Raw genomic sequence first — 15,310 nt, 5'->3', positions numbered from 1 at the left:
CATCTCATTCCTTCTGCCGATGCCCCGGCCTGCCCTTTTCTGCTGTTGGGCGCAAGATGGGTTCTCAGCCCTTGGGTGCCCGCTTCACCAACCCCAGTTTCTCACGAACTTCCTGCGGCCCGATCACCCGCGCACCCATGTTCTCGATGATGGTACCTGCCCGCTCAACCAGCTGCCAGTTCTCGGCCAGAACGCCCTTGTCCAGCCACAGATTATCCTCGAGCCCCACGCGCACGTTGCCCCCTGCCAGCACGGTCGCCGCCACATAAGCCATCTGGTTCCGCCCCAGCGAGAACGCGCTGAACGTCCAGTCATCCGGCACATTGTTGACCATCGCCATAAAGGTGTTCAGATCATCCGGCGCGCCCCACGGCACCCCCATGCACAGCTGCACCAGAGCGTTCGGCTCCAGAATCCCTTCTTTCACCAATTGCTTGGCAAACCAGAGATGGCCGGTGTCAAAAGCCTCGATCTCGGGCTTCACGCCCATATCGGTCATCATCTGCCCCATCGCCCGCAGCGCGCCGGGGGTGTTGGTCATGACATAATCGGCCTCGGCAAAGTTCATGGTGCCGCAGTCCAAGGTACAAATCTCCGGCAAGCATTCTGCGATATGCGCGACGCGCTCGGTCGCGCCGATCATATCGGTCGCCGCCTCGTTCACCGGGAACGGGCTTTCGACACCACCAAACACGATATCTCCACCCATCCCAGCGGTCAGGTTCAGAACCACGTCCACCTCGGCATCCCGGATGCGGTCTGTCACCTCTCGGTACAGACCAAGATCGCGCGACGGCGCGCCGGTCTCGGGATCGCGCACATGGCAATGCACGATAGCGGCCCCCGCCTTTGCCGCCGCAATCGCGCTATCGGCAATCTGCTGGGGCGAACGTGGCACATGCGGGCTACGATCCTGCGTCCCGCCCGAACCGGTGACAGCGCAGGTGATGAAGACTTCGCGGTTCATTTCCAGAGGCATGATGTTTTCCCCAAGTTATACCGGCTTGTGCGTCAGGTTTTCCCCAGACTTCTCCCCGGATTCCGATTTGCGTTGCCTGCGACTCTGGCGCAGCCTTGTGGAAACACTTGCCAGAATGCGAATCGAACTTGATGAAATCCGCAAAAAACATACTCCAGCCCGAACATCGCGCCCTGAAAACCGCGGTGCTGGTGTTGGATGAGTGCAACACGCTCAGCTTCGCCGCCGCGGTCGACCCGATGCGCGCCGCCAACCGGCTGGCCGATCGTCCCGCATTTGACTGGGACTATGTCACCGCCACCCAAGACCCGGCGATGTTGACCAGCGCGCTGCAAGTACCGGGCGTTCCGCTGGCTCGGTTGCAAAGCTGCGACCTGATGATCGTCGTGGCCGGGTTCCAACTCGCCCGCCACGCCACGCCCAGCCTGCTGGCAGGTCTGCGCCGCATCGCTGGCACCGGAGCGACCATGGCAGGCATCGATGGCGGCCCCTGGCTGCTGGCCGAGGCCGGTCTGCTCGACGGCCACGCCGCAACCACCCATTGGGAGGATCTGGAAAACTTCGCCGCCCGTTTCCCAGCCGTCGACGTGCGCCCCGACCGGTTTACCGTATCCGAAAGCCGCCTGACCTCTGGCGGAGCGGTCCCGGCAATCGACATGATGCTGCACATCATCGCCGCGCGACACGGCGCAGGCTTTGCCGCGCGTGTCTCCGGCCTGTTCCTCTACGACGGCCTTTCCGAGCCCTCAAAGCCCCAAAGCCGCACCGGAGCGCCGCACCGCCACACTGCCCTGACCGCCAAGGCAAACGCGCTGATGGAGGCGTCGCTCGACGACCCGCTCCCCCTCGCCGATATTGCCGACACACTCGGCACCAGCCCGCGCACCCTGCAACAGCAGTTCCGCCTGCGCCTGGACACGACACCGCAGGACCACTACCTGCAACTGCGTCTGGCCGAGGCGCGCCGTCTGGTCACCGACACCAACCTGTCCTTAATGGATGTCGCGCTGGCGACCGGCTTCACGTCCCAATCCAGCTTCGCCCGCGCCTTCCGCACGGCCCACGGCCTCTCAGCCCGCGACCTCAGACAAGACCGCACACAGCCCACCCATCACTGACGGGATCCCTCTTCATCTGGCTAAAAATATCTCGGGGGAGTCGCCAAAGGCGACGGGGGCAGAGCCCCCTTCCACTCTAGTAAGGCATCGGAAACGCCCGATGTGCCGCGCTGATCTCGGCCATCACCTCTGACGACAACACCTGATCCTTGCCCGCCAGGATATGCTCCAGCTGTTCGGTCGTCGTTGCCCCGAAGATCACCGATCCCATGAAGGGGCGGCTCTGACACCAGGCCAACGCCATGTGAATCGGGTCCAGCCCATGACGGGCTGCGATCTCCAGATAGGCCACAACCGCATCAAATACGCGGCCCGTTTTACGCCCGCCCATCTGCGGCACCAATGACATACGCGATCCCTCGGGTACCGCGCCGCCCTGATACTTACCCGTCAGGAATCCCGCTGCCAGCGGCGAAAAGGCCAGCAATCCCACATCTTCATACATGCAAAGCTCGGCCAGATCGGTATCGAACAACCGGCACATCAAAGAATATTCGTTCTGGATCGTCGCAACCCGAGGGCCCCCGACCTCATCCGAGGCGCGCAGCCATTGCGCCGTGCCCCAGGCGCTTTCATTCGACAGACCAAAGGCGCGGATATTGCCCTTTTCGACCTGAGCCTGAAGTGCGTTCAAACAGCCACGCATCTCTTCGACGACCTGAACCGGATCATGCGGACGCGGTTCAAAATCCCAGTTCTGCCGGAACATGTAACTGCCGCGGTTCGGCCAGTGAAACTGATAGAGATCGATGCAATCCGTCTGCAACCGGCGGAGCGAACCTTCGATGGCTTCGGGAATGGTCTCATGCGTGATCGGCGCCCCATCGCGCGCATGCATGAACCCCTCGCCCGAATGTTTGGTCGCCAGCACATAATCTCCGCGCCGTGCGCGATTGGCCGCATTCCAATTGCCCAGAATTTCTTCAGTCCGTCCGACCGTTTCTTTCGAAATCGGGTTGACCGGGTACATCTCGGCCGCATCGACGAAATTGATCCCGCCTGCCAGCGCCATATCCATCTGACGATGCGCATCGATCTCTGAGGTCTGCGTGCCGAACGTCATCGTGCCCAAACATAGATCTGACACCATTATCCCCGTGCGGCCCAAAGGCTTCATTTCCATCTCAAATCTCCTAAATAAATTGGCCGATCAAGCCTCGGCCTTCTTTTCCCAACGCCCTGATTCTTCCGACCAATACTGTGCCGAGCATCCCGCGCCGGTCAGCGCCTTCCACTGCCCGCGCGCATGTTGAACCGCATCCGGATCGTTCCCATCAAACAGAATGCAGACCCGCTCCAGCGCCTGAACCTCATCGGCCTCGACCTGCGCCCCGTCCACTGCCATCACGCAGGTCGCGTCATTGGCAGCCTCTGATCCGGTGGTCAGCAAAATCGGCTGTGCCGCATCGTGCGGGCCACCGGCGCGGCCATGCGGCAGGAACCCCTCCTCGGGCCCCAGCCACAATCTTTCATCCAGCCAGTCCATCCGCGCCGGATCAACACCACGCACTGCGATCCGCCACCCGGCCTGCCGCGCCTTGTCCAGCAGCACCGGCAGAGTGTGCTCCAGCGGCTGACGGGTCAGGTGGTAGAAATAGACGGCCCCCACGGAATTAGTCTTCCGCGCTCTCGAAATTGTCCTGCACGAACCGGCTCAGCGCACGCACGCCCCAGCCGGTGGCCCCTTTGGGCGCATAAGATGTCTCGGACGAGACCGAGGCCACGCCCGCGATATCGAGGTGAATCCACGGCGTCTCTTCCTTAACGAAACGCTGCAGGAATTGCGCGGCGGTGATTGAACCCGCAGGCCGTCCGCCCACGTTCTTCATATCCGCAATGCGCGATTTCAACATCTCGTCGTATTTCGGACCCAGAGGCATCCGCCATGCACCCTCATCCTCGGCCTTGGCCGATTTCAGGAAGGCATCGCAGAACGTGTCATTGTTCGAGAAGACCCCGGCATTCTCATGCCCCAGACCGATGATGATCGCGCCGGTCAAAGTAGCCAGATCGATCATACCCACCGGGTTGAACCGATCCTGCGCGTACCACATCACGTCGCACAGAACCAAACGGCCCTCGGCATCGGTATTGATGATCTCGACGGTGTCGCCCTTCATCGATTTCACCACATCACCGGGGCGGGTCGCATTGCCCGATGGCATGTTCTCAACCAGCCCGACCAGCCCCACGACATTGGCCTTGGCCTTACGCTTGGCCAGCGCGCGCATGGTGCCCGCCACGACGCCAGCGCCGCCCATATCCATGGTCATGTCTTCCATGCCGCCCGCGGGCTTCAGCGAAATCCCTCCGGTATCGAACACCACACCCTTGCCGACCAACGCCAGCGGGGCGTCATCCTTGTCGCCACCGTTCCAATGCATCACCACAACTTTCGAAGGGCTCACCGATCCCTGCCCGACACTCAGCAGTGTACGCATGCCCAACTCGGCCAGCTTGTCCTCTTCCAGAACCTCGACCTTCAGCCCCAGCGCTTCCATCTCGGCCAGACGATTGGCGAATTCTGTGGTCGTCAGCACATTGGCAGGCTCGTTGGTCAAATCACGAGTCATCCGCACGCCGTCAGCGACGGCATAAAGCGGCGCAAAGGCCGCTTCGGCCTCATCAGACTTGCCATGCGCGATCACAATTTCGCCAGCGGGGTCCGAGTCCTTTGTTTTGTGGGCATCAAAATCATAGGCGCGCAGCACCATGCCTAGGGCCAGATCCTCGACCCGAACCTGATTGGCCGCCATCACCAGAACCGGTTTGCCCGCAGCCAGCTTCATCAGCTTGGCCCCGGCCTTGCGCGCCTCATCGCTGTCGGGACGGCGCGGCAGCACCAGCACATCCAGGGCAATCGCTTCCATACCCGTAGGCCACGCCATCGGGATTACATCGCCCGATTTGGCCTTTCCGAACCGCTCGCTCTCAACCAGACGCGCAACGGCCCCTTTGGTCAGGCGGTTGGCGCGACGGGCGGCGGGGCTCATCTTGCCGTCCTCCGGAATGATGATCGTGACGCGGCCCTTGGCCGTCGCCATCAGTTCCAGATCAACGGGGGTAAAACGGACGGGCACCAGACTGCTCATATCTTTCTCCTGAAAAATGCGTTGCCCAAGACCTAGCCCGCACGGTCGCAGTTGACCAGATAGCAGTTTTCCCCGACGGGCATTTGCATTATGGTCGCCCGAAAATAATTGCAGGCCCGGGGGACATAACGTGGCATCATTCGGCAGGCATAGGCTGTCGCGCATCAATCCAGTGCGGCGCGCGATTCTCCAGTGCCGCAATCGGGCGGAGATGCCTGCGTGATCCTCGACCGTTATTTTGCCCGACGTTTCATCCAGAGCTTTCTGGTGATCGGCGGAATCTTTCTGACCCTGATGATCCTGATCGACCTGATCGAGCAGGTGCGCCGCTTTGACGGGGTCGGATTGTCCTTCGGGCAGCTTTTGCGATTGACCCTGCTGAACACCCCCACAGCCATCAGTGAGATGCTGCCGCTGTTGATGATCCTTGCGACGATTGCATTGTTCGTGGGCCTCGCCCGCAGCTCGGAACTGGTGGTGACACGCGCCATCGGGCGCTCGGGCATCCGGGCGCTGCTGGCTCCGGTCCTGCTGGCGCTGACCATTGGCGCGCTTGCTGTTTCATTACTCAATCCAATCGCTGCAGCAACATCCGAGGAATACCAGCGCCTGTCAGATGATTTTCGAAACAACGGCAGTTCGACCCTGTCCATCAGCCGCGATGGGCTGTGGCTGCGTCAGGGCTCGGCCAGCGGTCAGTCAGTCATCCATGCGCTTGGCACGGTCAATGGCGACAGGTTTGCACTGCGTGACGTGACAATCACGACATTCTCGTCTCAGGGCAAACCCACCGAACAAATCGCCGCCAAGCGTGCTGAACTGGAAAACGGCCACTGGGCACTGCATGAGGTCAAGGTCTGGACACTAGCAGACGACCTCAACCCAGAGACCAACGCGATCACACATGAGGTGCTGAATTTGCCGACCACGCTCACCCGTGACCGTATCCTGGATACTCTGGGGCAACAGGATTCAGTCTCGGTCTACGACCTGCCACAGTTGATTCGTGATCTGCGCGAGGCCGGTTTTTCAACCAAGCAATACGAGGTCTGGCTGCAGGTCCAATTGGCGCGCCCGCTATTTCTGGTCTCGATGGTCCTGATTGGCGCGGCCTTTACCATGCGCCATGTGCGTTTTGGCGGCACTGGCATTGCGGTGCTGACTGCCGTGCTGCTGGGCTTTGGCATCTATTTCATCCGCAATTTCGCTCAAATTCTGGGTGAAAACGGACAGTTGCCCATCTTTGTCGCCGCCTGGGCCCCGCCCTTTGCCGGGATCCTGTTGTCGCTGGGCTTGTTGCTGCATGCGGAGGACGGCTGATGCGTGCCCTGCTTCCCCTGCTGCTATCCAGCGCGCTGATCCTGACACTGCCCATTGCAACCAGTGCACAGAGCGACGATACCGCCCCAACAACCGACGCAGGCGGTCAAGACCAGCCCGCGCTGCTGGTAGCCGATCAGATCTTCATCACCCCCGACCGCAAACTGGTTGCCGAGGGCAATGTGGAAGCCTTTCAGGGCGACGTGAAGCTGACCGCCCAAAGCATTACCTACGACCGCGAGACCGGAGAGCTGACCCTGACGGGCCCGATCCGCATCGATCAGGGCGGCCAATCCACGCTGCTGGCTGATTCCGCGCAACTGGACAGCGGCATTCAGAACGGTCTGCTGACCGGCGCGCGAATGGTGTTTGATCAGCAGGTTCAGATCGCTTCGGTGCAGGCAACCCGTGCCGCTGGACGCTATACGCAGTTCAGCAAGGTGGCAGCCACCTCGTGCCATGTCTGTGCCAATGGAAAACCGCCGCTCTGGCAAATCCGCGCCCGCAAAGTGACCCATGATCAGGTCGAACGGCAGCTTTATTTCGAGGGTGCCCAATTCCGTGTCCTGGATGTGCCGGTATTCTATTTCCCGTTCCTGCGCCTGCCCGACCCGACCCTGGACCGCGCCACCGGGTTTCTTGTGCCGTCGATCCGCACGACCTCGCAGCTCGGAACCGGATTGCAGGTACCTTATTTCTTCAAGCTTGGCGATCATAAGGACCTGACGGTCACCCCATATGTGTCGTCCAAAACCCGCACACTGGGGCTGCGTTATCGGCAGGCGTTCAAAAACGGCCGAATCCGTCTGCGCGGCGCCTACACCCGGGATGACATCCAACCCAATCAGGATCGCGGCTATTTCTTCGCGGATGGCTATTTCAACCTGCAGAACAGCTATCGCCTGACTTTCGACATCAAAACCACCTCGGATGATGCCTATCTGGCCGATTACGGCCTGCCCGATTTCGACCGTCTGCGCAGCGAGATTGCCCTGGAACGGATCAAACGGGACACCGCGTTCCGCACCAGCTTCATCCACTATGAAACCCTCCGTGACAGCGAAGAGCAGGATGAGATCCCCTCGCGCATTTTCGACATCGACTTCCGCAAGCGCTATTTCCCCAAAGCCATTGGGGGTGAAGTCGCGTTGGCCTTTATCGGGCATACCCATACCCGCACCAGCGATGAGGACATTGTCGGGCGCGACGTCGCCCGCGCGACATTCGATGCCGAATGGTTGCGCAGCTGGACCTTTGCCACAGGTCTGCGCGCCGACGCCCAGCTGGGTGCCGCGATCGATACGTTCAACATCCGCAACGACAGCAGTTTTCCCAATGATGTAACCCGCGCCACACCGCGCGCGGCCTTCACCCTGCGCTATCCCATGCAACGGCGCGAGCAAAGCGGAGCCACCCAGATACTGGAGCCCATCGCTCAGATCGGCTGGACTGATGTCTCGGACACGGATGTCCCGAATGACGAAAGCACGTTTCAGGAATTTGATCAGGGCAACCTTCTGTCGCTTTCCCGCTTTCCAGCCGAAGACCGGCGCGAGGACGGGACCACTGCGGTCATCGGCGTGAACTGGGCGCGGTACGCGGCCGATGGCTGGCACGCGCTGGCGACCATCGGACAGGTCTTCCGCGCCGATGCCGACCCGGATTTCACCCTGACCTCGGGCCTGCAAGGTACCAAATCGGACCTGCTGCTGGCAGGGCAGCTGAACAATGGCCGGGGCCTGACCCTTGCGGCACGCGGATTGCTGAACAGCGATTTCAGCTTCACCAAGGCCGAGCTCCGCGCCGCCTGGACCAAGGGTGACACATCGCTGAGCGGCGGCTATGTCTGGCTTGAACCCGATCCGGCCGAGCTCAATAATGATGAAATTTCGGAACTGAGGGTTGCCGGGCGCTATCGGATCGACCAAAACTGGCTGACACGTGCGAGTGCGCGATATGATATCAGCGAATCCGAACCACTCCGTCTGGGCTTCGGGCTGACCTACAGTAACGAATGTGTGCAAGTTAATATGACCGTCAACAGGCGCTTTACCTCGACATCAAGTATTGAGCCTTCGACAGAATTCGGCTTTACCGTAGCCCTGACAGGGTACTCCGTCGAAGGCGAAGGCAAGAAGTTCAAGAAAAGATGCAGCTGATCTCAGGTTTCACCACAATTCTCCGCTCTGGCTGGCGCGCCGCCTTCTTTGCCGTCGCATTGGGTGGCATGACGGCACCGCAGGCTTTCAGTCAAAGCCTGTTCTCACCCGCCATCCGCGTCAATCAGGACATCGTGACCTGGTACGAACTGCAGCAACGCCAGCAATTCCTTGAATTGCTCGGTGCCCCCGGCAGTTCCGAGGACGAGGTGCGCGAAGCGATGATTCAGGACCGTCTGCGCAAACAAGCGATGCGCGAGGTCGGAATTCAGGTCGCCCCCGAAGACGTCCAGACCGGAATCGATGAACTCGCCGCTCGGGGCAATCTTGGCAGCGAAGATTTTCTGAGATTGCTCAACGAAGCTGGCGTCTCGCGCGAGACCGTGCGCGATTTCGTCGCCGATCAGCTGTCGTGGCGCGAATATGTCAGCGCGCGCTACCTGTCGCAATCGCGCCCCACCGAAGACGAGATCAACCGCGCCCTCGGGCAAGGTGGCGGTGGCGGCCTTCAGGTTCTGCTATCCGAAATCATCATCCCGGTCACCCCGCAGACGCTGGCACAAGCCGAAGCACTGGCCGATGAGATTTCCCAGCTCACGGATCAGGAAAGTTTCTCGTCAGCCGCTATTCAATATTCCGCTGCCGCCACGCGCGAAGAAGGCGGGCGGCTCGACTGGTTGTCGCTCAGCAATCTGCCTCCCGCGCTGCAACCGGTTATCCTTGGTCTGAAAAACGGAGAGATCACGCAACCCCTGTCGCTCAGCAATGCCGTCGCCCTGTTCCAGATGCGCGGTATCCGCGAGGTTGCCCCCGGCACCCCGAACTATTCCGAGATCGACTACGCCGCCTATTACCTCGCAGGAGGTCGCAGCGCCGAAACACTGGCAGACGCCGCTAAGCTGCGCGAAGAAATCGACACCTGCGATGACCTCTATGGCCTTGCCAAGGATCAACCTGCCGAGGTGCTGGATCGCGTCACCGCCAAACCTTCCGAGATCCCGCGGGATATCGCGCTGGAATTGGCCAAGCTGGACCCGAACGAGGTGTCGACTACGCTGACGCGCAATAACGGTCAGACCCTGGTGTTCCTGATGCTGTGCAACCGCACCCGCAATCTGGGCGAAGAGACCACCCGCGCCGATGTCGCCAACGCATTGACCCAGCAGCGCCTGCAGGCCTTTGCCGATAGTCTGTTGCAACAACTCCGGGCTGACGCCGTCATCATCGAGCAATGACGGCCCCCATCGCCCTCAGCTGCGGTGATCCCGCCGGAATTGGCCCCGAGATCGCAGCCAAGGCATGGAAGGCGCTACGCGACAATTGCCCGTTCTTTTACATCGGAGACGCCGCGCACCTGCCACAGGACACCCCTATTGCCCGGATAGCCGATCCGTCTGAGGCGCGCGCGGCCAGCGCATCCGCCCTGCCTGTTCTGCAACTGGATTTTCCCGCCCCCAACCGGCCCGGCCATCCCGGCCCGGCCAATGCGCCTTCGGTCATCGATGCCATTGAACAGGGCGTTGCGCTGGTCCAGTCGGGCGCGGCCTCTGCCTTGTGCACCGCACCGATCAACAAAAAGGCCCTGATCGACGGAGCCGGTTTCGCCTATCCGGGCCATACCGAGTTCCTCGCCGCTCTGGCCGGCCGCAAACGCGTTGTGATGATGTTGGCCAGCGATCAGCTGCGCGTCGTCCCGGCCACCATTCACATCCCGCTATCGCAAGTTCCATCGGCGCTCACGCCCGACCTGCTGCGCGACACGATCGAGATCACAGCCCACAGCCTGCAAACCCAATTCGGCATCCCGACCCCCCGGATCGCGATTGCCGGCCTGAACCCGCATGCAGGCGAAGGCGGCAAGATGGGAACCGAGGAGATGGACTGGATCGCGACCCTGTTGTCCGACCTGAGCATCGAAAACACCACACTCACCGGCCCGCACCCGGCGGACACCCTGTTCCATGCCGCCGCACGCGCCAATTATGACGCAGCAATCTGCATGTACCACGATCAGGCCCTGATCCCGATCAAAACGCTGGATTTCGACAAAGGCGTGAACGTCACGCTGGGCCTGCCGTTCATTCGCACCTCCCCCGATCACGGCACGGCACTGGATATCGCCGGTCAGAACATCGCCGCCCCCACCAGCCTGATCGAAGCGCTAAGGCTCGCCCAATCCATGGCCAATACCCGCTAATGCTTCATCTGGCCAAAAATATCCCCGCCGGAGGCAAAAATTCTCTGGCACTCCGCCTCCAACACACGCAACGGTGAAGCCATGAGCGCCATCGACTCCCTTCCCCCATTGCGTGAGGTCATCGCGACGCACCAGCTCTCAGCCCGCAAATCGCTGGGCCAGAACTTCCTGCTCGACCTCAACCTGACCGCCAAGATCGCACGGCAGGCCGGGGATCTGACACAATGCGATGTCCTCGAAATCGGCCCCGGCCCCGGTGGCCTGACCCGGGGGTTGCTCTCCGAAGGGGCCCGCAAGGTCGTGGCGGTGGAAAAAGACACACGCTGTATCGCCGCCCTAAACGATATCGCCGCCGCCTATCCGGGCCAGCTAGAGGTGATCAATGGCGATGCGCTTGAAATCGACCCGCTGGCCCATCTGACACCGCCCATTCGCGTGGCCGCCAACCTACCCTATAATGTCGGGACCGAGCTTCTGGTCCGTTGGCTCACCCCGCCACAATGGCCGCCCTTCTGGCAAAGCCTGACGCTGATGTTCCAACGCGAAGTGGCCGAACGCATCGTCGCCCAACCCGGCGGCAAAGCCTATGGCCGTCTCGCCATCCTCGCCCAATGGCGGGCCGAAGCGCGCATCGCCATGTCGCTGCCGCCCGGGGCCTTCACACCACCACCAAAGGTCTCCAGCGCCGTGGTCCACCTGACCGCGCTGTCCGAGCCCCGCTATCCGGCGGACGCCGCCACTCTGTCCCGTGTCGTGGCCGCCGCCTTCAATCAGCGCCGCAAGATGCTGCGCGCCTCGCTGAAAGGCGTGGCACCTGACATCGAGGACCGCCTTCTTGCCGCAGGCATCCAGCCCACGGAACGCGCCGAACAGGTCCCGCTAGAGGCGTTCTGCGCCCTGGCCCGCGAAGTTCAGAAAAACTGACACCAAGAAAAAAGCCCCGGGTCGAAACCTCGGGGCTTTGTCTCTTCTGAGGCTGGTCTTACTCAGCCGCTTCGGGCGTATCGCCATCTGTCTTGGGCTCAGCTTCAGCCTCTGCCGCAGGCGCAGGTTTCGGCTTGCGCGCGCGGGGCTTGCGAGCGGGCTTTTCCTTTTTCTCAGGTGCCTCCGCCCCTTTGTTCTCAGGTGTTTCGACTAGCCCGCTTTCGGGTGTGGCCTCGGGCGCGCTGAAATCCATCACATCAGGCTGCGGAGCCTCTGCCGGATCGGCCTGACGGGCCGCCTCGCGTTCCTGACGCTCAGCACGTTCGCGATCACGCTCAGCCTGCCGTTCACGGTTCTGGCGTTCCTGCTCTTCGCGGCGGGCTTCAATCTCGCGCTGCGCCTCGCTCAACATGCGCAGATAATGCTCGGCGTGCTGCTGAAAGTTCTCGGCGGCCACACGGTCATTGGACAGCTGCGCATCGCGCGCCAGCTGGTTGTACTTATCAATGATCTGCTGCGGGGTGCCACGCACTTTGCCCTCAGGACCCGAGCTGTCAAAAACCCGGTTTACGACGTTGCCGCCAGAAGGACGATTGCGGTTGTTCTTGGCCCGCGAACGGGATTTGGAAGATCTCATCTTACTTTACGTCAGCCTTATAAACTCACTGTCGATCAACCCGTATCTAACGCTGCTCGGTGGCTTGTGCCTTAACGCGTCATCGACTTTTTGGGCTTGGCGTCAGGGGCGCGCTGAAACAGCGTCAACCTCGCCGACTAATCCTGAGTAAACATGTCCTGCGCATTCAGACAAGGGCTTTGTCCGATATTTCGCAGCTTTTTTACATCAATCGGCACATTTCAGCCTCAGCCGGGCCCATTACTGCGGCATTCTGGCACCCACAACCCGATCCCGACCGTCCAGATCAGGGATTATGCGGATATCCACCAACCCCGCCGCATCAAACAAGGCCGAAACATATTTGCCCTGCGTCGGCCCGATCTCGACCAGCAACCGCCCACCCGGCATCAGAAAATCCGGTGCCGAGGCGGCGATCCGGCGATACGCCCCCAACCCGTCCCCTTCATCGGTCAGGGCCATGCGCGGTTCATGCTCGCGCACCTCGGGCGACAGATCATCCATTTCCTCAACGGAAATATAGGGCGGATTTGAAACAATAAGGTCAAATTGCCCCTCAATGTTCTCAAACCAATCGGATTGCCGAATCTCCACCCGTGGCTGCACCTGATGCTGCACGGCGTTGGCGCTGGCCTGCAGGCAGGCAGATTCGCTCAGATCCACACCCAGCCCCGAGGCGCTGCTGCGCTCGGCCAGCAAGGTGATCAGGATACAGCCCGAGCCCACACCCAGGTCCAGCAGATGGTCAAACGGCTCGCTCAGCGCCGCCTCGATCAAAGCCTCGGTTTCGGGGCGTGGATCAAGCACATCGCGGCTGACCCGGAACCGGCGGCCATAGAATTCCCGCTCGCCCAACAGGTGCGACACCGGCACCCGAATGGCCCGCAACGAGATCAGCTGGTCATAGCGCTCCGCAATATCGACAGGCAGTTCCTCGGGCGCGATCAGCGTCACCCGGCTGGCCTCGATCCGCGCTGCATGGGCCAGCAGCACCCGCGCATCCCGCGCCGGATCGGGCACGCCTGCGGCCCGCAAACGCGCAGTGGCGGCCACCATTGCCTGAGCTGCCGTCAACGCCGCAATCATTGCGCCATCTCGGCCAGCAGCCGGGCCTGATCATCTGCGGTCAGCGCGTCGATCACCTCATCCAGATCGCCCTGCATCACCTGATCGAGCTTATAGAGCGTCAGGTTGATACGGTGATCCGTCATGCGACCTTGGGGGAAATTATAAGTCCTGATCCGCTCCGACCGGTCGCCCGAACCCACTTGACTGGCGCGATCTGCAGAACGCTCACTGTCGATGCGTTGACGCTCCAGATCATAAAGCCGCGTCTTCAACACCTGCATCGCAATCTCACGGTTGCGATGCTGGGATTTCTCGGAACTGGTCACCACAAGCCCGGTCGGCAAGTGCGTGATCCGCACCGCCGAGTCGGTGGTGTTGACGTGCTGCCCCCCGGCGCCCGAGCTACGCATCGTGTCGATCCGGATGTCGTTAGCATCAATCTGGATGTCCACATCTTCAGCCTCGGGCAGAACCGCCACCGTCGCCGCAGAGGTATGAATGCGCCCGCCGCTTTCCGTCTCTGGCACCCGCTGCACCCGATGCACACCGGATTCGTATTTCATCCGCGCAAAGACGTTGTCACCCTTGATATGGGCCACGACCTCTTTGATCCCACCCAGATCAGAGGCCTGTTCCTCGATTATCTCAAACTTCCAGCCCCGCGCTTCGGCATAGCGCTGATACATGCGCAGCAGGTCTCCGGCGAACAGCGCAGCCTCATCCCCACCCGTACCGGGCCGAATCTCCAGCATCGCCGGGCGCGCATCAGCGGCATCCTTGGGCAACAATGCCAGTTGCAGCGCATGTTCCGCCTCGGGGATACGTGCCTGCAGCTCGGGGATTTCTTCTTCCGCCAGCTCTTTCATGTCCGGGTCAGCCAACATCGCCTCGGCCTCGGTCAGATCACTGACCAGTTGCCGCCACGCCATAATCTGATCAACGACTGGCTTAAGATCCGAATATTCCTTGGCCAAAGCCGCAATATCCCCGCCCGAGGCACCATCCGCCATGGCCGCTTCGAGGTACTGGAATCGCTGGGTGATCTGTTCAAGACGTTCTTCGGGGATCATCCGGGCGGTGTCTCTCATCCGGGGGCGTTGGTCAAGGCCCTGCCTTGTGCTAGGTTTGAGGTATGAAACGACTGATCCTGACCCTAACCCTCTGTTCAAGCCCTGCAATGGCCGATTACGTCGGTCCCGATGGCAAGACCCGCGATTGCTATTGCACCGACAAATCCGGCAGCCGCATCGAGCTGGGCGAGATGATCTGCCTACAGGTCGACGGTCGCATGTTCATGGCCCAATGCCAGATGTCGCTGAACGTGCCCATGTGGCGCGAGGTGCAAGAGGGGTGCTTGTCGTCAGGGTTGCAGCAAAGCAAGCCAGTGGGTGACCCGCTGTCGATTGACGCCGAAATCTTTCCGACCAAATCTTGAGCGCGCATAGATGCGCAGCTTATCCCCGTCATGCTGCACGGTCGTGTAGTCGCGAAACCCGAATACCCTGGAACGGATGACATAGGTTATCATTCCCTCTTCGATCGAACCTGCCAGCACCGTCGTGCGCGGCGTCGAGCGGGCAATATGATCGAGTTGCTCCAGCCCTCCCGGGGCTGCCTCAACGACCCGCACTACGCCGTTCCTAAAATCTCGATCCACGCCTTCGGGGGCAACATGCCAGCGCGTTGGGTCAGACGGCGCAAGACGAACATATGCGCCCATCGCAATGCCCACCGAAATCAACAGCCAAAGCACCATTTTCATCTGCCCTTCGATCCCTTTGCGCAAAGCCTACCCAGTCCGAGGGCGACCAACACC

At 61.2% G+C, this 15,310-nt stretch carries 15 protein-coding genes; 7 read left to right on the top strand and 8 right to left on the bottom strand.

Going from position 1 to position 15,310, the window contains the following annotated elements; translation table 11 throughout:
• Positions 1-64 precede the first annotated feature (64 nt).
• Complete coding sequence (gene bcoG, locus ACR0NF_RS03040) at positions 65-979, bottom strand: 3-dehydrocarnitine:acetyl-CoA trimethylamine transferase BcoG (protein WP_480777747.1); 915 nt, start codon at positions 977-979, stop codon at positions 65-67.
• A 131-nt stretch (positions 980-1,110) separates the two neighbouring features.
• On the opposite strand from bcoG, the gene ACR0NF_RS03035 reads away from it, so the two are divergent.
• The gene (locus ACR0NF_RS03035; protein ID WP_480469597.1) at positions 1,111-2,097 is read left to right on the top strand and encodes a GlxA family transcriptional regulator; all 987 of its coding nucleotides are present in this window, start codon (positions 1,111-1,113) and stop codon (positions 2,095-2,097) included.
• 76 nt (positions 2,098-2,173) lie between these two features.
• On the opposite strand, the gene ACR0NF_RS03030 is transcribed toward ACR0NF_RS03035, so the two are convergent.
• From ACR0NF_RS03030 to ACR0NF_RS03020, 3 genes are read right to left on the bottom strand one after another with little or no spacing between them, the layout of a single operon-like run.
• Positions 2,174-3,220 (bottom strand): aldo/keto reductase, encoded by a 1,047-nt coding sequence (locus tag ACR0NF_RS03030; protein ID WP_480666811.1) that lies wholly within the window; start codon positions 3,218-3,220, stop codon positions 2,174-2,176.
• A gap of 27 nt (positions 3,221-3,247) precedes the next feature.
• A complete protein-coding gene (locus ACR0NF_RS03025) occupies positions 3,248-3,706 on the bottom strand; it encodes a DNA polymerase III subunit chi (protein ID WP_480469595.1) in 459 nt (152 codons plus the stop codon).
• 4 nt (positions 3,707-3,710) lie between these two features.
• A complete protein-coding gene (locus ACR0NF_RS03020; RefSeq protein ID WP_480777746.1) occupies positions 3,711-5,189 on the bottom strand; it encodes a leucyl aminopeptidase in 1,479 nt (492 codons plus the stop codon).
• A gap of 219 nt (positions 5,190-5,408) precedes the next feature.
• Between ACR0NF_RS03020 and lptG the strand changes: the two genes are divergently transcribed.
• The 5 genes from lptG to rsmA all read left to right on the top strand — a co-directional run bounded on the left by lptG (position 5,409) and on the right by rsmA (position 11,789).
• A complete protein-coding gene (gene lptG, locus ACR0NF_RS03015) occupies positions 5,409-6,509 on the top strand; it encodes an LPS export ABC transporter permease LptG (RefSeq protein ID WP_480469593.1) in 1,101 nt (366 codons plus the stop codon).
• On the top strand, positions 6,509-8,668 hold the full coding sequence (locus tag ACR0NF_RS03010; protein ID WP_480469592.1) for an LPS-assembly protein LptD: 2,160 nt from the start codon (positions 6,509-6,511) through the stop codon (positions 8,666-8,668). Before lptG ends, ACR0NF_RS03010 begins: the two co-directional genes overlap by 1 nt.
• Positions 8,659-9,903, top strand: coding sequence for a peptidylprolyl isomerase (locus ACR0NF_RS03005; protein WP_480469591.1), 1,245 nt, complete (start codon positions 8,659-8,661; stop codon positions 9,901-9,903). The genes ACR0NF_RS03010 and ACR0NF_RS03005 overlap by 10 nt, the downstream gene beginning before the upstream one ends.
• Positions 9,900-10,865, top strand: coding sequence for a 4-hydroxythreonine-4-phosphate dehydrogenase PdxA (gene pdxA / locus ACR0NF_RS03000; RefSeq protein ID WP_480777745.1), 966 nt, complete (start codon positions 9,900-9,902; stop codon positions 10,863-10,865). Before ACR0NF_RS03005 ends, pdxA begins: the two co-directional genes overlap by 4 nt.
• 81 nt (positions 10,866-10,946) lie before the next feature.
• A complete protein-coding gene (rsmA, locus tag ACR0NF_RS02995; RefSeq protein WP_480657431.1) occupies positions 10,947-11,789 on the top strand; it encodes a 16S rRNA (adenine(1518)-N(6)/adenine(1519)-N(6))-dimethyltransferase RsmA in 843 nt (280 codons plus the stop codon).
• Positions 11,790-11,847: 58 nt separating this feature from the next.
• On the opposite strand, the gene ACR0NF_RS02990 is transcribed toward rsmA, so the two are convergent.
• The 3 genes from ACR0NF_RS02990 to prfA form a co-directional block, all read right to left on the bottom strand.
• The gene (locus ACR0NF_RS02990) at positions 11,848-12,426 is read right to left on the bottom strand and encodes a DUF4167 domain-containing protein (protein WP_480469588.1); all 579 of its coding nucleotides are present in this window, start codon (positions 12,424-12,426) and stop codon (positions 11,848-11,850) included.
• Positions 12,427-12,666: 240 nt separating this feature from the next.
• Positions 12,667-13,512 (bottom strand): peptide chain release factor N(5)-glutamine methyltransferase, encoded by an 846-nt coding sequence (gene prmC / locus ACR0NF_RS02985; RefSeq protein WP_480657430.1) that lies wholly within the window; start codon positions 13,510-13,512, stop codon positions 12,667-12,669.
• Positions 13,509-14,564 carry a peptide chain release factor 1 gene (prfA, locus tag ACR0NF_RS02980; protein ID WP_480471891.1) on the bottom strand — a complete coding sequence of 352 codons (1,056 nt, stop codon included), beginning with the start codon at positions 14,562-14,564 and terminating at the stop codon, positions 13,509-13,511. Before prfA ends, prmC begins: the two co-directional genes overlap by 4 nt.
• 62 nt (positions 14,565-14,626) lie before the next feature.
• Here prfA and ACR0NF_RS02975 point away from each other — a divergent pair, with 62 nt between their 5' ends.
• Complete coding sequence (locus ACR0NF_RS02975) at positions 14,627-14,929, top strand: hypothetical protein (RefSeq protein ID WP_480777744.1); 303 nt, start codon at positions 14,627-14,629, stop codon at positions 14,927-14,929.
• Here the strand turns inward: ACR0NF_RS02975 and ACR0NF_RS02970 are convergent.
• Complete coding sequence (locus tag ACR0NF_RS02970) at positions 14,855-15,256, bottom strand: DUF1499 domain-containing protein (RefSeq protein WP_480777743.1); 402 nt, start codon at positions 15,254-15,256, stop codon at positions 14,855-14,857. The genes ACR0NF_RS02975 and ACR0NF_RS02970 overlap by 75 nt on opposite strands.
• Positions 15,257-15,310: the final 54 nt, after the last annotated feature.

The sequence above is a fragment of the Ruegeria sp. CF4 genome (assembly GCF_056537345.1).
This window is presented reverse-complemented; position numbering and strand designations above follow the sequence as displayed.